This is a genomic window from Pseudomonas kribbensis, from assembly GCF_003352185.1.
Lineage (GTDB): Bacteria > Pseudomonadota > Gammaproteobacteria > Pseudomonadales > Pseudomonadaceae > Aquipseudomonas > Aquipseudomonas kribbensis.
Window position 1 is genome coordinate 2,688,241 of record NZ_CP029608.1, and the last position, 20,358, is coordinate 2,708,598.

At 60.2% G+C, this 20,358-nt stretch carries 17 protein-coding genes and 1 tRNA gene; 9 read left to right on the plus strand and 9 right to left on the minus strand.

Annotated features, from left to right (window positions below; translation table 11 throughout):
• Window positions 1-9: 9 nt before the first annotated feature.
• Complete coding sequence (locus tag DLD99_RS12250) at window positions 10-1,572, minus strand: sensor domain-containing diguanylate cyclase (protein WP_114882395.1); 1,563 nt, start codon at window positions 1,570-1,572, stop codon at window positions 10-12.
• A 225-nt stretch (window positions 1,573-1,797) separates the two neighbouring features.
• On the opposite strand from DLD99_RS12250, the gene ycaC reads away from it, so the two are divergent.
• Complete coding sequence (gene ycaC / locus DLD99_RS12255) at window positions 1,798-2,430, plus strand: isochorismate family cysteine hydrolase YcaC (RefSeq protein WP_085708478.1); 633 nt, start codon at window positions 1,798-1,800, stop codon at window positions 2,428-2,430.
• An 82-nt stretch (window positions 2,431-2,512) separates the two neighbouring features.
• On the opposite strand, the gene DLD99_RS12260 is transcribed toward ycaC, so the two are convergent.
• Entirely contained in the window at window positions 2,513-3,250 is a 738-nt protein-coding gene (locus DLD99_RS12260) for a Fic family protein (protein WP_114882396.1), read from the minus strand.
• Entirely contained in the window at window positions 3,247-3,510 is a 264-nt protein-coding gene (locus tag DLD99_RS12265; RefSeq protein WP_114882397.1) for a hypothetical protein, read from the minus strand. Before DLD99_RS12265 ends, DLD99_RS12260 begins: the two co-directional genes overlap by 4 nt.
• Window positions 3,511-3,651: 141 nt before the next feature.
• Here DLD99_RS12265 and DLD99_RS12270 point away from each other — a divergent pair.
• Window positions 3,652-3,726: transfer RNA gene (locus DLD99_RS12270), tRNA-Lys, on the plus strand.
• A 25-nt stretch (window positions 3,727-3,751) separates the two neighbouring features.
• Complete coding sequence (locus DLD99_RS12275) at window positions 3,752-6,061, plus strand: hypothetical protein (protein ID WP_114882398.1); 2,310 nt, start codon at window positions 3,752-3,754, stop codon at window positions 6,059-6,061.
• A 52-nt stretch (window positions 6,062-6,113) separates the two neighbouring features.
• Here the strand turns inward: DLD99_RS12275 and DLD99_RS12280 are convergent, their stop codons facing one another.
• The 5 genes from DLD99_RS12280 to DLD99_RS12300 form a co-directional block, all read right to left on the minus strand.
• Window positions 6,114-7,376: an NAD(P)/FAD-dependent oxidoreductase gene (locus tag DLD99_RS12280; protein WP_114882399.1), complete on the minus strand. Its 1,263-nt coding sequence runs from the start codon at window positions 7,374-7,376 to the stop codon at window positions 6,114-6,116.
• Between the two features lie 4 nt (window positions 7,377-7,380).
• Window positions 7,381-8,958 (minus strand): aldehyde dehydrogenase (NADP(+)), encoded by a 1,578-nt coding sequence (locus DLD99_RS12285; protein ID WP_114882400.1) that lies wholly within the window; start codon window positions 8,956-8,958, stop codon window positions 7,381-7,383.
• Window positions 8,959-9,026: 68 nt separating this feature from the next.
• Window positions 9,027-9,974 carry a dihydrodipicolinate synthase family protein gene (locus DLD99_RS12290; RefSeq protein ID WP_114882401.1) on the minus strand — a complete coding sequence of 316 codons (948 nt, stop codon included), beginning with the start codon at window positions 9,972-9,974 and terminating at the stop codon, window positions 9,027-9,029.
• Between the two features lie 55 nt (window positions 9,975-10,029).
• On the minus strand, window positions 10,030-10,956 hold the full coding sequence (locus tag DLD99_RS12295; RefSeq protein WP_114882402.1) for a 4-hydroxyproline epimerase: 927 nt from the start codon (window positions 10,954-10,956) through the stop codon (window positions 10,030-10,032).
• Between the two features lie 22 nt (window positions 10,957-10,978).
• Window positions 10,979-12,610, minus strand: coding sequence for an APC family permease (locus DLD99_RS12300; RefSeq protein ID WP_114882403.1), 1,632 nt, complete (start codon window positions 12,608-12,610; stop codon window positions 10,979-10,981).
• Between the two features lie 235 nt (window positions 12,611-12,845).
• Between DLD99_RS12300 and DLD99_RS12305 the strand changes: the two genes are divergently transcribed.
• The 5 genes from DLD99_RS12305 to DLD99_RS12325 all read left to right on the plus strand — a co-directional run bounded on the left by DLD99_RS12305 (window position 12,846) and on the right by DLD99_RS12325 (window position 17,638).
• Window positions 12,846-13,616 (plus strand): AraC family transcriptional regulator, encoded by a 771-nt coding sequence (locus DLD99_RS12305; RefSeq protein ID WP_114882404.1) that lies wholly within the window; start codon window positions 12,846-12,848, stop codon window positions 13,614-13,616.
• A gap of 64 nt (window positions 13,617-13,680) precedes the next feature.
• On the plus strand, window positions 13,681-13,950 hold the full coding sequence (locus tag DLD99_RS12310; RefSeq protein WP_114882405.1) for a hypothetical protein: 270 nt from the start codon (window positions 13,681-13,683) through the stop codon (window positions 13,948-13,950).
• 181 nt (window positions 13,951-14,131) lie between these two features.
• On the plus strand, window positions 14,132-15,187 hold the full coding sequence (locus tag DLD99_RS12315) for an aromatic ring-hydroxylating oxygenase subunit alpha (protein WP_114882406.1): 1,056 nt from the start codon (window positions 14,132-14,134) through the stop codon (window positions 15,185-15,187).
• 37 nt (window positions 15,188-15,224) lie between these two features.
• A complete protein-coding gene (locus DLD99_RS12320; protein WP_114882407.1) occupies window positions 15,225-16,580 on the plus strand; it encodes an FAD-dependent oxidoreductase in 1,356 nt (451 codons plus the stop codon).
• A 98-nt stretch (window positions 16,581-16,678) separates the two neighbouring features.
• The gene (locus tag DLD99_RS12325; protein WP_114882408.1) at window positions 16,679-17,638 is read left to right on the plus strand and encodes a LysR family transcriptional regulator; all 960 of its coding nucleotides are present in this window, start codon (window positions 16,679-16,681) and stop codon (window positions 17,636-17,638) included.
• Window positions 17,639-17,653: 15 nt separating this feature from the next.
• Here the strand turns inward: DLD99_RS12325 and DLD99_RS12330 are convergent, their stop codons facing one another.
• Window positions 17,654-18,082, minus strand: coding sequence for a hypothetical protein (locus DLD99_RS12330; RefSeq protein ID WP_114882409.1), 429 nt, complete (start codon window positions 18,080-18,082; stop codon window positions 17,654-17,656).
• A gap of 143 nt (window positions 18,083-18,225) precedes the next feature.
• Between DLD99_RS12330 and DLD99_RS12335 the strand changes: the two genes are divergently transcribed.
• Window positions 18,226-20,352 (plus strand): TonB-dependent receptor family protein, encoded by a 2,127-nt coding sequence (locus DLD99_RS12335; protein WP_114882410.1) that lies wholly within the window; start codon window positions 18,226-18,228, stop codon window positions 20,350-20,352.
• Window positions 20,353-20,358: the final 6 nt, after the last annotated feature.

Here is a 20,358-nt window from a genome sequence, read left to right on the forward strand (position 1 = left end):
AGCCATCGATCACACCGACTCGTCTGCCGAACACCAACGATTACGCCCCAGCCGCTTCGCCTGATACAGGCAGGTATCCGCCGACTTCAGCAGCATCGCCGGCGTCACCGTGTCGTCAACCGGATGACGGGTCGCAATGCCGGCGCTGGCGGTGACGTACCCGAGGGGATGCCCGGTGTGTTCCAGTTCCAGCGCGCGGATGGCTTGCAGGATGTCCTCGGCGACCTGGATGGCGCCGGCGTTTTCGGTGTTGGGCAGCAGCACGGTGAATTCTTCGCCACCGTAGCGCACGGCGAGGTCGCCGGGGCGTTTGACCGCTTGCTGGATCGCGCGTCCGACGGCGTTCAGGCAGTCGTCGCCGGCGGCGTGGCCATAGCGGTCGTTGTAGCGTTTGAAGTGGTCGACATCGAGCATGATCAACGACAGCGATGAGCCCTGGCGCCGGGCCAGACGAATCTCGTCTGCCAGTGCGTTGTCCAGGCGCCGACGATTGCCGAGGCCGGTGAGGCTGTCGGTCAGTGCCATGTCGCGCATGGCCTGATGCGCGGAACGGATTTCCCGCTCCATCGCGATCCGCTGACGCAATTGGCTCAGTACGATCAGCCCGAAACCGGCGAGAACCAGAATCAGAAAAATCAGCACGAAGCCGTTTTTCAGCAGGTCCCGACGCCATGGCGCAGTGATGGAATCTTTCGACAGGCCGGCTTCCACCACCAGCGGATAGGTGGTCAATGCGCGATAGCCATAAAGCCGCTCAGTGTCATCGACCACCGCCCGGATCTGCGCAATACCTTCGTTGGAGGCGGGCAGGTAGGTCTTGAAGATCTCGCTGTTCGCCAGGCTTTTGCCCACCACGGAGGCGATGAAAGGGCGGCGAACCAGAATCGTCCCGTCACGCATGGCCAACACCAGTGCGCCTTTGTCATCGATGCGGAAATCGCCGTAATAGTCGACGAAGTAACTGACCTTGACCGTCCCCAGCAGCACGCCGGCGAACGAGCCATCGGGGTTGTTCAAGCGGCGGGAAATGGGAATGATCAGGTCATGGGTGGAGCGGCTCTCGACCACCTGGCCGATGCGCACTTGCCGATCCTCATGGGTGCGGTGGTACTCGAAATAATCGCGGTCGGCGTTGTTGGCCATTTCCGGGGTGACTTCTTTGTCGGTCACGATCCAGTGGCCGTCCGGGCCGTAGATGAACAGGCCGTGCAACTGCGGCATGATTTTCGATTGCTGCACCAGCAGCTTGTGAATGCGCGGGACATCGAGGTTCTGCAGACCATCACCTTCGACGCGCTCGGCCAGCCCGGCGGTGACCACATCGACCTGACGAATCGTGTCCTCGGCGTGCTGGGCCGTGGCGCGGGCCAGGTTGGTCACCGAATCGCGCGCGGACGCAAAGACTGAACGGTAGTCACGCCATGTCCGCCAGCTCTCGACCGCCAGAAACGCCACGACCACCACCAGCATGAAGCTGACGGTCAGCCGAAAGGTCGAACCGGCCTTCATCGCTTTGCCGGCGGGGCGACGCGTGTCGTTCGCCGTGGGCGCTTGTGTGTTGCGTCCGAGCATCAACTTTTCCCTGGATGTCGTTCTGAACGTATTGCTGGCGAACATTATGACAAGGATCGGCGTGAAGGTCGGGACCACCGTGCGATTGAGCCCCGGATTGAGTGGATTGTCTCGTCTTGGTTGACAGTTAAACGCTTTGCAGGTGATTTATCGCCTTCAGGCGAGTCATTAATCTGTGCCCATCTTGAACGCAAGCGAACTTCCACAACTAAAAAGGGATTCAACATGAGCACTGCAACCTACAACCGCCTGAACAAAGACGACGCCGTGGTTCTGCTGGTCGATCACCAGACCGGTCTGATTTCGCTGGTACAGGACTTCTCGCCGAACGAGTTCAAGAACAACGTGCTGGCATTGGCTGACCTGGCAAAATTCTTCGAGTTGCCGACCATTCTCACCACCAGTTTCGAGCAAGGCCCGAACGGCCCGCTGGTGCCGGAACTCAAGGAAATGTTCCCGGATGCGCCGTACATTGCCCGCCCGGGCCAGATCAACGCCTGGGACAACGAAGACTTCGTCAAGGCCATCAAGGCCACCGGCCGCAAGCAGATCATCATTGCCGGTGTCGTGACCGACGTATGCGTAGCGTTCCCGACCTTGTCGGCACTGGCGGAAGGGTTTGACGTGTTCGTGGTGACCGATGCTTCCGGCACTTTCAACACCACCGTGCAACAGGCCGCATGGAACCGCATGACCCAGGCCGGTGCACAGATGATGAACTGGTTCTCCGTGGCCTGTGAGCTGCACCGCGACTGGCGCAACGATATTGAAGGGCTGGGCAACCTGTTGTCGCAGCGGATTCCGAACTACCGCAATTTGATGAATGGCTATGCGGCGCTGACGGCACGTCAAGGTTGATCGAGACACTGTAATAAATGCAAAAGGCCTGCCCTCAAAAGCAGGCCTTTCCTCATTTATTGAAGTCCTTTGAACGTGATAGTCAGTCGATGCGCTGCGATCTATACGTTTTGTAGAGCTGCTGTACCTCTGGGTTGTCGAGGTTGTCGTAGGTGATACCTTCTTTATCCAGCCCGTCCAGACCTTTTATTCCACCGATCATTTCCGGCCATTCGTCCCGGCTGGAGATATCGAGAAGGTAGGGCTTCAGGTAGTTGTCGAGATGGCCTTCGAACGGGTTTTGGATCTCATCACTCAGTGCCCGCAGATAGTCGTCCTTGTTCGTATTTGACCAATCAATGGCGAACCTCGTGCGATAGCACAATTCCATGTAAATGAGCAGGATCGTACGCCCGTTGCCGTCCAGAAAAGGGTGAGCAAATGCGAGCTGGCCCATTACTTCCCCAGGACGTTCTCTGAAGCGTTTTTTGTTTGCTGCGAGCTCAAGTGCGTATTCCACAGACCTTCTGATGAGGTCGGGACGTTCAAAAATCGTGTGGCGAGGATCGTCTTTTGATCCCTTGAAAACGGCGAGGTGGGGGACGAGCTCGCTCCTGTCTTTACCAGCCCAGTGATAAAACCCGGAAAACAGGATCTCGTGTGTCTTGAGGACTGCTTTGTAATCGATGGATTTTCTCTTGGCCAGATAGGCAAGAGCGTCTTCGAGACTCGCTTCGAAGGCAAGATGTTCAGACTCTTTTACTTCGAGGGGATCTTTCAGTCGCAGTGAGTTTTGAAGATAGCCGTTAGTATCAAAATCACCGAAAGGGTCGAACATCATGCGCTCAGCTTCTTTTTGGACCGCCTCTTTTCCTCAAGATAACGTCCTTGAAATGTCATGATCTCCGATTTGTTCAGAACACCTTTCCTTTTGAGATTGACGAGTAACTGCTCAACGCCATCCAGCTCAACGACATCGCCCGCCAAGCGCGTAATGGTGACCGCCATGCAGCTAATGCTGTCACGGTCGGCGGTGACATGATGTTCCTTGGCAAGCTTGCGAACCTCGGTTGCAACACTGTCAGCGGCTGGTTTAGTCATTTGGGAAACCCTTGTCTGCGTGTTCTGAGCATAGCATGACGCCGGTTCCTCAAAAGATGAAGGATCAGAACCAAACTGCAACAAAATCCCCAAGATTGAGCTTCACATCTTTTCATCGCCAGTCGACAATGCGCGCTCTGTTCCGGGGTAGTTCAGCGGTAGAACACTCGGCTCTTAACCGGGTGGGCGCTGGTTCGAATCCAGCCCCCGGACCCAATACAAAGCAGGGTCACAAGGAAGAATGTCCAGGCACGATAGTGAATCGGATGCGTTTGTCGGGATAAACGACGGTTATGCGCACTTTCAACTATCTCGAGCGCTGACCGCCGCACGAGAAAACGACGCTGACCCACAAACGCTTGATCGGATCGAGCGTTGGCGACAGGTGGTCGGGCATCTCGTGCAGGGCAGCGCGCTGTATGGTTCACGCACACCGTTTGCGGATTTACCCGAATGGGTCACGTTGGAGGTGGCCACTGGCGGCTTTGCCACTGGCAAGCTTCTGGCCGGCGGCGAGTTAACGCTTTATGAGCGTCGGTTGGCTGCATTGATCCCCGGAATTCGCGTCGGGTTTGAACGACTCGATTTAAATACCTGGCATCTTTCAGATGAAGGCGTTGGATCGCTTCAAGCGTATCTGGCGAAAGGGAATTATCAAATCGATGTGCCGGAAGAGGCTGCGCTGCTGACAGTTGCCTGGTTTCTGAAGCACCAGCGCATCGAGGAAGCACGAACGCTGATCGAGCGGATTGCACCTTTTTTCGAGCGGCTGCGTTTCTTTCCGACAGTCACTGACAAACAGCCGTTCTCGATGGCTGAAGTTGAGGTTTTCAATGTCGGTTACATCAGGCCGCGCCTTTCCAAATCAACTGCGCAACCGCGTCTGGCCGTTCAAAAGCACGTTGTCGAAAACAGTTTGCCTCTCTACGACGCAGCCATCTCGCTTTTCCTTCTGACCTATCAGGAAAGCTGGCCTTGCAGGTATTACCCTGAGGGTTGGTTCCAACGTGGAATTGCGCTTGGCGCACAGTTTGATAAGACATTTGAGTCTGATCCCCGCAGTGCTGGCTCCTCCATGAACCGGGTGGTGGAGTTGCATGCATTGCTCAAACAGTGCTCCTTTGATCCGGCATCGCTGACGGGGCGTCAAGTAGGACGTATCCGGAAGATTGTCGATGACTTTCTGGCCAAGCATGGCCATCCAGAATCCGAAGCACACTCCAAAAAGCGAGCAAGGCAACGTGATCACGTGAAAGCCTCGGCACATCATCTGATTGCCAAGGCTGTCTCCGCGCGTCTGGCGAATTATCCAGACTCTGAAGGTATCTCTGATTTTCCCCCTCTGTTGGAACCCATCACCAGTGATGAGGCGAACCTGCATGCCGTAATGGTAGGAGACGCCGTTCCTCTCTCGGTTCGTCGACGCCTCGAACGCTGTCGCAAGGGAACCGTCGCGGAGTTGATTGACCAGGGAGTGATTACATCCGGAGATACGGTGGCGCGAGTACTGCCGACCATGACGGCGGAAATCTGTAGTGCGGGATATCGAGACGCAACGCTGAGGACATTGTCTGTCGCTACGTACCGAGCTTTCAGGCGTCGACGCTCTTTGTTGCTATTGGATATGCAACGTCAGGTGAAAATCGGAGATATTCCGTGGGTGTCTGCGCTTGAAAGTGAGTATGAGGCGAACGCATCTGCGGTCGAAGGCGCCAAACAGGCCCTGATCGAAGCGTCAGCACTGACACTATCGGCGTTTCCACAAGCGATTATCCCGAACAAATTGCTTCAGGAATTTTCGTCCCTGGTTGAAACGGCGAAGCTGGATCTTCCAATCGTGGAGGAAGTCGCGGCAGACATTTTCATGGGCGCTTTCTCAAGTAAATTCGTGAAGTCCGCCAGACAATCAGCCCGTATGTTGACTGGATCGCTTTACGCCCGATATTACGATATCGATACGGATCAGTTGGCAAACCTTCCCGACCCGCCGAAATCGAGGCGCACCAGATCGTATTGGCAACGTTCGACAAACAACAGCGATGCGCTGGCCCGACTGTGCACGCAGCGTGCAAATGTCGATATCGGTACTCGGCATCCTGCAACCAACGGCACCATTATCGAGCAGCAACAGATCGTGACAACACAGAACCTGGCAACGCTGTTTGGTGTGTTGGGACTGAGAGAGGTGTTACATGATCGCCTGAGTGCAATGGCACAGTCGTGCTTCGAATGGATTTGCCGTCGCCAACAAATTCAGATTCAGCTTTATCACGCACGTTTGGTCATGTTGAAAAATACGGCATATGCCTGGCGTCAGATGATGTTTTATTTGTCGATGCTGGATCCGGTTCAGTTGCAGAGTGCACTCAAGACCATTGAAATGCATTTCGCGGCTCAATCCAGTGAGTTTCGGGAAAGGTTTCTACCGGCCATGATCGGGTTGCGTATAGCAGCGTCCGGGCATCCGTTGACTGAGAGTCGCCAGAAACGCGAAGGCGGGAAGGTGTTTCTCGGATGGACCACGGAACGACACTGGCTGATGCCTTCCTGAAAATTTATCGCCAATCGAAAGGCCTGCCCTCAAAAACAGGCCTTTCGCTTTTTCAGAAACGATCCAGTCTGTAAGGCTCGACACTCGGCAGTTCCTCGCCCCGAGTCGCAGCCAGCGGCGAAACCATCCGCTCAACCATCTCCGCCGTCACCGCCGCCTGCGTCAGCCCCAAATGCTGATGCCCGAACGCGAGCAGCACCTTGCCGTCGTTTGTCTGGTCGATGACCGGCAACGAGTCCGGCAGCGAAGGCCTGAATCCCATCCACGGTGTGGCCGCCTCAACACTCAACTCCTCACGAAACAACCCCTTGCTCAGTCGATGTAACTGCCAGGCCCGCGCCATGGTCGGCGGCGCCTCAAGTCCGGCGAACTCGACGGTGCCCGCCAGGCGCAAGCCTTCGGACATCGGCGTCATGATGAACTTGCGTTCCAGTGACGTGACGGGGAAGGGCAACCTGTTGTGCTCTTGAGGCAGCATCAGGTGATAACCGCGTTCGGTGTCCAGCGGTACTTTTTTGCCGGTCAGCGCTGCCGTCAGCCTGGCCGAGTGGGCACCGCAGGCGATCAGTACTCGACGGGCATTCAGGCTGCCGCTTCCGGTATTGATCGAAACGCCCTGTGCATTCAGTTGCCCGCCCTCGACCCGTTGCTTCACAAACTGCACGCCACTGGCCTTGGCAGCGCTGACCAGTTCGCACACCACACGGTACGGATCGATGAAGTGCCCGGTGCTCGGGAAAAACAGTCCGCCCTGCAGGTGTTCGCTCAGTTGTGGCGCGCTGTCACGCACCGCAGCCGCTTGCCATAAATCGACCGGGACCTGTTGCTGACGCAAGCGTGCCTGCAACGCTTCAATGGTCGGGCGTGACTCGGGCCGTTCGAACACCAGCAGCGAACCTTCCACCTTCAGCAGATCAGGTCGCTGGATGTCATCGAGTAACCGGTGCCAGGCCTCCAGCGAACGCTCATTGAGCGCTCGCAGACCTGCCACGGTGCGCTGGAATGGCGCCGAGCGCAGATTCAGCAGCAGGCGAGTGAACCAGGGCAGGGCGCAGGGCAGGTATTTCCAGTCCAGGCGTAGCGGCCCCATCGGGTCCATGAGCATGGCCGGCAAGCGCTTGAGGATCGACAGGTCGGCAATCGGAAACACCTGCTCGGTGGCCAGGTGCCCGGCATTGCCGAACGATGCGCCGTGGCCGGGCTCCTGGGGGTCGATCACGACCACCTGCAAACCCTGCCGCGCCAGACGCAGTGCGCAGGCAACGCCGATGATGCCGGCGCCGACCACGGCGATGTCATGGGTGATGTTCGGCATGGTTTCAGGCTTCCCTCTGGCCATCGAGCAGGCGTCGCAGCGCCAGTGGGTTGGCCTGTTTGAGTGCGGTGGGCAGCAAGGCGTCGGGGAAATCCTGATAGCAGACCGGGCGCAGGAAGCGCTGGATGGCGGCAGTGCCGACCGACGTGGTGCGCGGATCGGACGTGGCCGGGAACGGTCCGCCATGCACCATCGCATCGCAGACTTCGACACCGGTTGGCCAGCCGTTGACCAGCAAGCGTCCGGCCTTGCGTTCGAGCGTCGGCAGCAGTGAACGGGCCTGATCCAGATCCTCGTCATCCAGATGCAGCGTGGCGGTCAGTTGACCTTCCAGATGCTCCAGAACCTCACGGACCTCTTCGTGGCCGGCGCATTGCACGACCAGCGACGCCGCGCCAAACGCCTCGGCTTGGAGTGCGTGATCGGCGAGAAAATCCGCAGCATCGGCGACAAAGATATGGGCCTGACCCTGGTTCGGAGCGGTTCCTCTCTGCCCGACCGCTGCAAGGCGTGCGCGCGGATTTTCCGCCAGTGCGTTCACGCTGGACTCGTAGGCATTGAAGATGCCGGGCGTGAGCATGGTCTGGGCCGGGCTGCGCTGGATGAGCTCGGCGGCGGCACCAATGAAGGTGTCCAGCGCCGGTCCCTTGAGGGCGATTACCAGGCCGGGATTGGTGCAGAACTGTCCGGCGCCCAGCGTGAGCGAGGAGACAAATCCTTCGGCCAGCGCTTGCGAACGATTGCGCAACGCAGCGGGAAACAGCAGCACCGGGTTGATCGAACTCATTTCCGCATACACCGGAATCGGTTCGGGGCGAGCCTGGGCCGCTTTGATCAACGCGAGCCCGCCGCTGCGCGAACCGGTGAAGCCGACGGCTTTGATACGTGGATCGCTGACCAGCGCAATGCCGACTTCACGTCCGGAACCGTACAGCAACGAGAAAACACCCTCAGGCAGACCGCAGGCCTTGACCGCCCGAGCCACGGCGCGGCCGACCAGTTCGCTGGTGCCGGGGTGGGCGCCGTGGGCCTTGACGATCACCGGGCAACCGGCGGCCAGTGCCGAAGCGGTATCGCCGCCGGCGACGGAGAACGCCAATGGAAAATTGCTCGCGCCGAACACCGCCACCGGCCCCAGCGCAATCTGGCGCTGACGCAGATCCGAGCGCGGCAGCGGCTGGCGCTGCGGTTGTGCGCTGTCGACGCGCACATCCAGCCATTCGCCGGCGCGTACGGTGCGGGCGAAAAGGCGCAATTGCTGACAGGTACGCCCACGTTCGCCCAGCAGACGAGGGCGCGGCAGGCCGGTTTCGGCCATGGCGCGGTCGATCAACTCATCGCCGAGGGCTTCGATCTCGTGGGCGATGGTTTCGATAAATTCGGCGCGTGCTTCCAGCGCTGTTTCCCGATAGCGGTCGAACGCGGCCCAGGCCAGCGCGCAGGCTTGTTCGACATGCTCGGCGGAGCCGCCAGCGTAAGCGGGCTCCAGCAGCGCGTCGGTGGCCGGGTTGATTCCCTGAATGATCTCGCGATCACCCGGGATAGTTTGCTGACCGATCAGCAGTTTGCCCGTAAGAGACATGGCATGTTCCTGAAAAAGAATGAAGGCCCGCCGCAGGTGTCGGCAGCGGGCTGAAGCGCAGCGGCCGGTCAGGCGAAGTTCTGTTCCGCCGACCAGTTTTCGTACCAGTGACGGAACAGCGCGTACTGGGCTTCCGCGTAGCGGCGTTGGGAGTCGCTGAGGGCGTCGGTCTCGTTGAAGTGCAGGGTGTATTCCTTGTCGCCGTTGAGCACCATCAGGTGTTTGTAATACAGCACCAGATCCGTGCCTTCATCGAAGGACGACAGCACCGCCAGCGCCGATTCCAGCTCCCGCGCCTGACGCCGGGCTTTGGCGTCACCCTTGGCCGCCTGCTTGCTCAGGGCTACCAGTTGCAGCACTTCGCGGGGCAGGGCGTTGCCGATGCCGGTGATCGCGCCGGTGGCGTTGCAGTTGACGAAGCCGTGCACGACCTGGGTGTCGACACCCACCATCAGCGTCACGTCATCGTCCTTGGAGGTGATGTTTTCAGCGGCGTAGCGCAGGTCGGCGCCACCACCGAACTCCTTGAAGCCGATCAGGTTCGGGTACTCGCGGCGCAGTTCGAAGAACAGGTCGGCGCGGGTCGCGAAGCCGTAGTAAGGGCTGTTGTAGATCACTGCCGGCAAGTTCGGCGCGGCCTGCAGAATCGCGGCAAAGTGCGCCTTTTGCGCGGCGAGCGAAGAGCCACGGGACAGCACCCGTGGAATCACCATCAAACCCTGAGCTCCGACTTTTGCGGCATGGGCCGCATGGGACACCGCTTCACGAGTGTTGATGGCTCCCGTTCCAACGATGGTCGGAATCCCTGCCGCCACCAGCCGCGCCACGCCTTCCTGACGCTCGGCTTCGGTGAGCAGCGGCCAGTCACCCATGGAGCCGCAATACACGACAGCGCTCATGCCGATATCGATCAGCTCGCGACCCTTGGCCACCAACGCATCGAAGTCCGGTTTGCGTGCGGCGGTGCACGGGGTCATCAGGGCGGGCATGCAGCCGGTGAAGATGTTGTCGCTCATTATTGTTCTCCTTGGAACGGTCATTCGGATTGGATTGAAAAAGCAGCGCAGCGGCTCAGATGCCCCACGCGAACGGATCTTCTTCGTCGATCAGCAGCGTGCTGTCGGCGGTCATGTAGGCGCGGCCGGTGATGAACGGGCGCACGCGATCACCTTCCCATTCGAAGCGACCTTCGAACTGGCTGCCGGTGATGCTGGCTTGTACCCAGCGCTGGCCGGGTTGAAGTTTTTCGTCGGCGGCCAGGCAGGCGAGCTTGGCGCTGGTGCCGGTGCCGCACGGCGAGCGGTCGTAGGCTTTACCGGGGCACATGACGAAGTTGCGGCTGTCGGCATGATCGTCATCGGCGAACAGTTCGACGTGGTCGATGATTGCGCCGTCCTCGCCATTGATGCCTTGGTCCTCAAGAGCCTTGAGCATTTTCCAGGTGAAGTCGGTCAGGGTTTCGACGTTGTCCATCGTCAGCGTCTGGCCGTGCTCCGACACCAGGAAAAACCAGTTGCCGCCGTAGGCAACGTCACCGAGGAAACGCCCGTATCCCGGCACTTCGACCGCTACTTGTTTGCGCAATCGATAAGCCGGTACGTTGCCCAGGGTCACGGCGCCGTCCTCATGCAACGTCGCGCTGACCGGACCGACTGGCGTGTCGATCTTGTGCACGCCCGGGGCGATCAGCCCCAGATGCTGCAAGGAGGCGATCAGGCCGATGGTGCCGTGGCCGCACATGCCCAGGTAGCCGGCGTTGTTGAAGAAAATCACCCCGCAGGTGGCGTCCGGCGACACCGGCTCGCAATACAGCGCGCCCACCAGCACATCGTTGCCACGTGGTTCCAGCAGGCAGGCCCGGCGCCAGAGGTCGTGCTGGTTGCGCAGGGCATCGCGCTTTTCGGCCATGGTGTTGCCGGGAAGATCGGGGAAACCCTTCATCACCAGACGCGTGGGTTCACCGCCGGTGTGGGAATCTATGACGTGTACGCGTTTCATGTTCGTGTCCCTTCAAGAGGTTTCAATAAGCGCCGGCAGCGCGCGGGTTGGCAGCGGAGGACGAGGACGTCGAAGCGACTTCGCTTTCATCCTCTTCGGACTCCAGACGCAGCAGGTGCGACGGCACACCGGTGGCGGCGCCCCAGTAGTAGATGCCGGTGGCGAAAGCGGCGACGACCAGCGTGTCGAAAGGGTGGGCGAGGATGCCGAGGCCACCGAATGTGCCGAGTTTCGACAGGACGATGGTCACGGCGTAGAAGGCGATCAGCCACGCGGATGAGCGCACTTGATGGGCAAGGCTCAGGTGGCGGGTCGGTACGAAACGACCACACAGCAGGTACACGACAAACATCAGGATCTGCAGGCCGAGCAGCCAGGACACGGTGTCCCAGCCCGACCAGTAGACGATCAGCGCGGCGATGATGAACGACACCGGGCCCAGCACGCCCATGCACTTGACCCGGAACGGGCGCGGCATGTCGGGCGCATTGCGACGCAGTGCTGCGACGGTTACCGGGGCTACGGCGTAGCTCAACACCAGTGCGGCGGACACCACGTTGATCAGCGCTTCCCAGGACGGGAACGGCAGGGTCCAGAACACCGACAGGGCGAAGGTCAACCACAGCGCCGGGCGCGGGATGCCGGACTTTTCATCGATGCGGGTGAAGACCTTGAAGAAGGTGCCGGTCTGCGCCCAGCCGTAGATCACGCGAGGCGTGGCGTTCATGTAGATATTGCCGCAGCCGCTGGGCGAGATCACCGCGTCCGCGACAACCAGATAAGCCAGCCAACCCACGCCGAGCGCCAGAGCGATATCGCGATACGGCAGGGCGAATTCCTTGGAAACCCCGGCCCAGCCATTGGCGAGCAACTCGGTCGGGATGCCGCCGAGGAACGCGGTTTGCAGCAACACATAGATCGCGGTGGACAGCAGCACCGACAGGATCAGTGCAATCGGAATGGTGCGCTGCGGATTTTTCACTTCGCTGGCCACCGAGATGATCGGGGTCAGGCCGAGGTAGGCGAAGATCACGCCGCCGGCGGAAACGGCCATCTCGATGCCCGAGAGCCCGAAGGGTGCGAAACCCTGAATCTGAAAGTTCTCCGGTTTGAAGAAGGTGAACAGCACACCGATTACCAGCAGCGGCACGATGAACTTGAACACGCTCACCAGATTGTTGGCCTTGGCGAAGGTTTTCACGCTGCGGTAGTTGAGCAGGAAGAACACGCAGAGCAGGCCGAACTGCACCAGCCAGCCCAGCACCGTCGGATCACCGCTGCCGGCCTTGGTCAGGCCGGGAAACCACGCCGCCGCATATTGGCGCGAGGCAACCACTTCGATCGCCACCAGACTGGAAAACGCGATCAGCGTGATAAAGCCCATCAGATAACCGAGCAGCGGCCCGTGGCTGTAGACCGGGTAGCGAACCACACCGCCGGCCCGGGGCAGCGCGGCGCCCAGTTCGCAGTAGACGATGCCCAGCAACAACACGGCGAAACCGCCCAGCAGCCAGGAAAAAATCCCCGCCGGCCCGGCAATCGCGGAAACGTGACTGGCCGCGAACAGCCACCCCGAACCGAAGATCGCTCCGAGCCCGATAAACGTGAGGTCGATCAATGAAAGCTGTTTTTTGAACTTGCCTTGGCCTGACATGGCGTCGCCTTCTTGTGAGTTATTGGATAGGCAGGTGTATGTCACTGGGACGGGCCAACATTGAACTCATCGGTGGTCGGGCGATTGATGTTTTGCGCAAGCCTGGATGACGAAATCAGCACAATTGCGCTGAACGACGGCAGGCCTCGACAGGCCGTGGACGTTGCTGCACTCTGCACGCGAACGCCGTATGGCGGGCCGCTGGCCGATTCACCCGCGAAGGAAGACACCGACGATGCAGAACGCATTTGCGCGCCTGTGCGAGGGCGATGAACACAATCGCCCCCAGACCCTCGAAGCCTTGGTGGCAGGCGTTGCTGCGCTGTTACCGATGCTGGACGTGATCCCGAATGCGGTGATTTTCATCAAGGATCCGGACGCGCGTTACGTCCTGGCCAACCGCACCTTGGTGCAGCGCTGCGGGTTGAAAGACCTGAAGCCGTTGCTCGGCAAAACCAGTGCGCAGGTGTTTCCCGCGCAATTGGGGCCGGGTTACACCGAGCAGGATCGGCGGGTGCTGGAAGAAGGGTGGGTGCTGGAGGATCAGCTGGAATTGCATCTGTACGGCAGTCGTGAACCGGGCTGGTGCCTGACCCATAAGCGACCGCTGTACAACCGCGATGGCGCGATCATCGGTCTGGCGGGGATTTCGGTGGACCTGCAATCGGCCAGCGAGACGCATCCGGCCTTCGAACGTCTGGCCGCCGTCGACGAGCACATTCGAACGCATTTCAATCGGCGGGTGGCGCTGGGCGAGCTGACCCGGATCGCCGGTATTTCCGTGGCGCAGCTGGAGCGCTACTGCAAGCGCGTGTTCCACCTGACGCCACGGCAGATGATCCAGAAAGTACGGCTGGAACACGCCCATCGCTTGTTGCACACCGACCTGCCGATCACCGAAGTCGCCCTGCAGTGCGGCTACACCGACCACAGCGCCTTCACCCGCCAATTCAAGGCCTCGACCGGCTTCACGCCGCGTCAGTACCGGCAGGCGACGGAGCAATGAACGGTTCCCGGGTCATTGCGGATAAACTGAGCCCGTCAGTCTCAAGTTGCGCAGGTAAAACAAGATGAACCGGATACAGATACGCCATTGCGCGTATTTTCTTTGCGCGATCATGCTGACGTTGACGATGGCCTGCTCCAGCAAGGCTCGATACGCGACTGTGGGTGATCGCTGCTATGCCAAAGCGGTGCCGACAATGGGCGAGGGTGGCCTGGCCTGGGGACAGACCCTGGGCCAGGCACAGAAAAAATCCATGGATAACTGCATGCGCTACGCAAGCCGCTCCGGCGGTACGCCCGGTACCTGCCAGGTGGTGTTGGCCAAGTGCAAGTGAATACCCCAGTCATACCGGTATATCTGATTTCACATAAGCAACATGTTCTTCACGACATGGGCGAGGCCGACGCGAATCTCTAGCATGGATTTCGCACTCGTCGTCCGCAGGCCAACAACACATCCAACAGCCTGCGGATGCGCACCCCTTCGGTGCCTTTTCCACGTCAAGGAGAACTCACATGTCCACGGCCGCAATAGCCTGCCAGTCCGTTACCTGGAACCCGATCACCAAGAGCAGCACCTTCACCGCACAAGACCGCGAGACGCTCAGCAAACACTGGCACCCCGTAGCCTTCTCGGCAGACGTGACCGACAAACCCTATGCCGTCACGCTGCTGGATGAGCCGGTTGTACTTTACCGGGCCGGCGGGAAACTGAACGCCGCCCGGGACATTTGCAGTCATCGCGGCGCGCCACTGAGCAAAGGCTGGGTGAAGGGCGAAAACATCATCTGCCCGTATCACGGCCTGCACTTCGGTACCGATGGTCGCTGCACGCGCATCCCGTCGGAACCCAATGCCAATCTCACCGAGCGCCATCGCATCCAGATGTACGCGACCCGTGAAGACTTCGGGCTGATCTGGGTCTTGATGTCTGGCACGAGTGCGCCATTTGCTGAAATGCCTTCGTGGGCCGATGACAGCTTCCAGCGCATCCTGCCGCCGTCCATCGACATCGCGGCTTCTGCCGGTCGGCAGGTGGAAGGGTTTATCGATGTCGCGCACTTTGCGTGGATTCACCACGAGGCTTTTGCCGAGCGCGACAACCCGGTGGTGCCGACCTACAAGGCCGAGGTCACGCCGTACGGGGTTCATGCCGAGTACATCAGCAACGTCAGCAATTTCCCCAAGAGCCTGCAGCATCGCGCGCCGGAAGGTTTTCTCTGGAACCGCACCTTCGATGTCTTCGCGCCGTTCACTGCGCGCCTGACCGTCAACTTTCCCGAACCGGAACACCGCTTGGTGATTCTGAATGCGGCCAGCCCGATCTCGGCGCGCAAGACCCGCATGTTCTGCGCGATCACCCGCAACTTCGACAAGGAGATGCCGCTGGAGGACGTCTACGCGTTCAACCAGCAGGTCTTCGAAGAAGATCGCGACATCGTCGAGCTGTGCCGGCCGGAAGACTTGCCGCTGGATCTTTCGCTGGAAATCCACATTCCCGCCGACCGCTCCTCCACTGCCTACCGTCGCGCCTTGAGTGCGCTCGGCCTGGGACGCGCTTTCACCAGCTGACTCAACCGCTGCGTATCGATTGACTGGAGGATCGACCATGTTCAAGTGGGAATGTCTTGTGTGCGGCTTCATTTACGACGAAGCCCTGGGAATGCCTGAGCACGATATCCCGGCCGGGACTCGCTGGGAGGACGTGCCGGAAAGCTGGTATTGCCCGGAGTGCGGGGTAGGGAAGGCTGACTTTCAGATGATTCAGGTCGGGCAGAGCGCAGAGCCGAACTCCGTGCCGGAGCAATCCGACCCGGTGATCATTCTGGGTTCAGGGCTGGCCGGGTACACCGTGGCGCGCGAACTGCGCAAGCTGGATAGCGACGCGCCAATCCTGATCGTCACCCGCGATGGCGGCGAGTTTTACTCGAAACCAGCGCTGTCCAACGCCTTCCAGACCGGGCGTTTGCCGGAGCAACTGGTGACTTTCAGCGCCGAGCAGATGGCGGCGCAACTGCAAGCGCAGATCAGGACACGTACTTCGATTGAACGGATCGACACCGATGCCCGTTCGATCTACATCGACGGCCAGCCTCTTCGCTACCGCTCGCTGGTGCTGGCGCTCGGGGCCGATGCGCGTCGACCTGCGCTGCAGGGTGACGGGGTGGACGCCATCATCACGGTGAACGATCTGGAAGATTACCGGCGCCTGCGTCAGCAGATCAGCGCTGATAGCCGGATCGCCATTCTGGGCGGCGGGCTGATCGGTTGCGAGTTCGCCAATGACTTGCGACATGCCGGTCATGAAGTGTCGGTTGTCGACCGGGCCACCTGGCCGTTGAGTCGCCTGCTGCCCTCGGAGGCCGGAGAGGAAATGGCCAATGCGCTGGCGTCGATTGGCGTACGCCTGGAGCTTGGCAATGCGCCCGTTGTGGTTAACCGCGCCGGGCAGGGGTATACGTTGCAACTGGCCGATGGCCGCGTGCTGGAAGCGGATTATGTGTTGAGTGCCATTGGCCTCGAACCCCGTGTCGATCTGGCGCGGGCGGCGGGTATTCGGGTTGCCGGCGGTATTGTCACTGACGCTTTTCTGCGTGCGAGCGCCGACAACGTTTACGCATTGGGTGATTGCGCGCAAGTCCATGACCTGGTGCTCCCCTATGTGATGCCGATCATGTTGCAGGCCCGGGCACTGGCCCGGACCCTGGCGGGTCAGCCGACGCCGGTCGCTTATCCCGCCATGCCGGTGACGATCAAGACCAGCGTCTTGCCGACCATTGTGGCGTCGCCGATGAACCCCGAGGGAGAGTGGTCGACCGAATGGGCGGGACGCTGCGACAAGGGCATTGCTCACGTGAAATCCATTTACCTCGATCAGCAGAGCCAGATGCTGGGTTTCGTCCTGATGGGCGGTGCGGTTCATGAAAAAGCCGAGTTGCTGAAAAGGCTGCCGGACTGGCGGTAGCACTGCAAGTGAACCCTCGCATGGACGCGAAAATGAATGGCGCTATATCATCTGGTATATAGCGCTATATCAATCTGTCCACCGGATAAGAGGTTGCTGTGTCCAACGCTTTGCCCAACTGCGATGTCCAGCTGATCCGCACGCTCTACACGCTGCTGACGGAGTGCAGCGTGTCGCGTACGGCCGAGCTGCTCGGGCAGACCCAACCGGCAATCAGTGTCGCGTTGCGCAGGCTGCGCGAGTTGACCGGCGATCAATTGCTGGTACGCAGCGGCAGCCGGATGGTGCTGACCGCGCACGGTCTCACCTTGATCGAGCCCGTTTCGCAAGCGCTGAACGGTATCGAGCAGATTCTGCACCCGGTCGACCTGTTCGATCCCGCCACCACCCGACAGACCTTTCGCATCAGCACGCCGGATTACCTGAGTGTGTTTTTCGTGCCCGCCATCATCGAGCGTTTTTATGCGCAGGCGCCGTTCGCCACGCTGGAACTCAAGCACCTGCAAGCCGAGGGCGGCTACTCCCGTGGACTGGAGGACGGTTTTCTCGATCTGGTGATCGGCAACTGGCGAACGCCGGCCGAGCATCTTCATCTGCAACCCCTGTGCGACGATGACCTGGTTTGTCTGATGCGCGAGGAGCATCCGATTCCGCAAGGTGGGTTGACCCCGGAGGCCTACGCGGAAGCGGATCACCTGGCGGTGATGACACACAATGCGTCCGGGCAGGGCACGATTGGCGCCGAACTGGCGAAAAGCGGCCTGGTCCGGCGCGTGAAAACGACCTTGCCGTACTTCTGCATTGCGCCTTACGTGCTGGTCAAATCGAACCTGGTGTTCACCACCACACGTTCGTTTGCCAAGCATTACACCGAGTTGTTGCCGCTGCGGATCGAGCCGTTTCCGGTACCGGCGCAGCCCTTGCGCTACTACCAGCTGTGGCATGCGCGCAAACATCGCTCGCAGGCTTCGAAGTGGCTACGTAGCGTTGTACTCGCTGCTGCGAGGGCAATTGCCTCCGAGCCCTTGATGCCGATGACTCAGGATCGAGGGCTCTAGAGGGCGAAGCGCCGTTTACCGGGCGCGTTTCAACGATTGCGAAAGGGCCTGCTTGGCAATCAGTGACGCAACATCCTTGGCACCGTAGCAGCGAAATTTGACGCTGTACGCGTCGGTGTCGAGACGGACGATCTTCGTCACGAAACCACCTTCGACGGTGACCTTGCGGATCGATGTCATGGGCAGTTCGACGTCCAGTGTCCCTTCCTGAGCCATGCGGTTCATGGCATTGGCGTTCAAGTGAACAGCGTTCTGGGTCACGGTCACTTTTCCGCCTACCCACAACCCGCCATAGTGATTTCTGAACCCCTCGAGCACGCCGGCCAGCACGCCGACATTGCCGCTGCCGACGACCTCATAGAATTCGCCCACATCCTCGTAGTTAACTTCGGCGTCGGTCACCAGAAAATTGGCCATCTTCGACTTCAATACGGCTTCGGCCATCCCTGCATCTCCTTTGTTTGATTACAGTCCAGAAACTCAGACGCCTGTTTACCTGACAAAAAACAAAATCGCCATGTGTTTACTTCGTTCATTCATACGTCGCAGTTCTCACTGCCCGTAACTGTCTGTCTGGAGTTCTCTCGATGCCCTCGCTCAAAACACTGCCCGCCGCATTGCTGGGGCTGGCCCTTGCCTGTCCGGTCGAAGCCGAGTCTCAGGGCATGGAGTTGGGGCAGGTGTTAATTGGGGCAGAGGATCAGAGCGGTGAAGACCTTTCGCTGGAGGAGGCCAAGGCCCGGTTGGCGCAGGTACCCGGCGGCACCAATGTGGTCGATATGCGTGCTCCGTTGCAGGGGCGGGTAGCGAGCAGTCAGGATGTGCTGGCGTATCAGCCGGGGATATATGCCCAGTCGGCGGGCAATGAAGGGGTGAAAATCTCGATTCGTGGCTCGGGCATCAATCGGGCTCCCGGCGCCCACGCGTCGGGGCTGTACACGATGCTCGACGGTCTACCGCTGACCGGCCCCGGCGGTACGCCTTATGAATTGCTGGAGCCGCTGTGGCTTGACCATGTGGAGGTGCTGCGCGGTGCCAACGGTTTCGACCGGGGTGCGCTGGCCCTCGGCGGGGCGGTCGATTACGTCAGCCACACGGGCTACAACGCGCCTCGGTTGAATGTGCGCTACGTCATGGGCAGCCACGGCTATGCGCAACGGCAAGTCAGCTCGGGCCAGGTGCTGGGCGATTTCGATTACTACCTGTCGATGACCGACGCGCACTCCGACGGTTATCAGGATCACACCGCCAGCAAGAGCCAGGGTGTGATCGCCAACTTCGGTTATCGCTTCAATCCGAATCTGGAAACCCGTTTCTATATCCGTCACCGCGAGACCGACAACGATCTTGCCGGGCGAGTGACCAAGCATTCCATCGAGCACGATCCACGTGCGGCCAACCCGGCCTACGTGACCCGCAACGACAGCCGCGATCAGCCCGGCAGCACCTTCATCGGCAACAAGACCACGTACTACATCGACGACGATTCGAGCATCCAGACCGGTCTGGTTTATCACGATTACCCGATGGACCTGCGTGAAGGCCCGAACCGTTTGAAGGTCGCGTACACCGATGTCAGCGGCACGTTCGACTACAAGCGCCGCGACACCCTCTGGGGCCTCGAAAGCCACAGCACCTTTGGCCTGCGGGTGACCAAACACCTGCCCAACGACGGCGCCACTGAGTTGGTACGGATCCCCTCCGGCAACACCGCCGGTTATGCGCCGGGCACGCACATGCGCAACTTCACTTATCAAGGCTCGGATACCGTTCTGCACTTTGGCAATGATCTGGAGATCGCCGATGACCTGTGGCTGACCACGGGCCTCGCGGCGATCTACACCCGCCGCGAAAGTGCCGTGACCTATCCGGAAGGTGGCGGCAAGACCAGCCTCGGCGACTGGGACTACGCGCCACGTCTGGGCCTGCGTTATCAGGTGACGCCGGATCTGCAACTGTTCGGCAACCTCAGCCGCTCGGTCGAAGCGCCGCATCCGTGGTCATTGATCTACAGCTCCAACGTACGGTTCCCGGCGGGCAGCGGCGCCGCCACCGGCACCCAGCGTGATCCGGTCAAACTGCAGAACCAGACCGCGACGACACTTGAACTCGGTGGCCGCGGCGACAGCGCACTCGGCGAGTGGAGCCTGGCCTGGTACTACGCCCAGGTGCGCCACGAACTGCTTTCGGTATTGCCGGATGCCAACGCCACAACACCCTACGAGTTAAACGCCAGCCCGACCGTGCACCAAGGCATCGAAGCGAGCCTGAACAGCAACCTGTGGTCAGCGAACGATGGCGGCAAGTTGAGCCTGCGTCAGGCCTACACCTTCAGCGATTTCCACTACCGCAATGACGACCGATTCGGCGACAACCGCTTGCCGGGCCTGCCGATGCATTACTACCAGGGTGAACTGCGCTACGACTTCCCGCAGGGGTTCTTCGCGGCAGTCAACACGCAACTGGTGTCGAAAGTCGCGGTGGATTACGCCAACAGCTACTACGCCGACCCTTACGCTACCTTCGGCGCGACCCTCGGATACAACGCGCCCAAGGGTGACTGGCAGACCTGGCTGGACATGCGCAACCTGACCGACAAACACTACGCCGCTACCGTTACGCCGGGCTACGACGATAAAGGACTGGACGCCGCACGCTCGACGCCGGGCGAGGGGATGGCGATGTATGTCGGGGTGTCGTGGAGCCTGCTCTGAGGACCC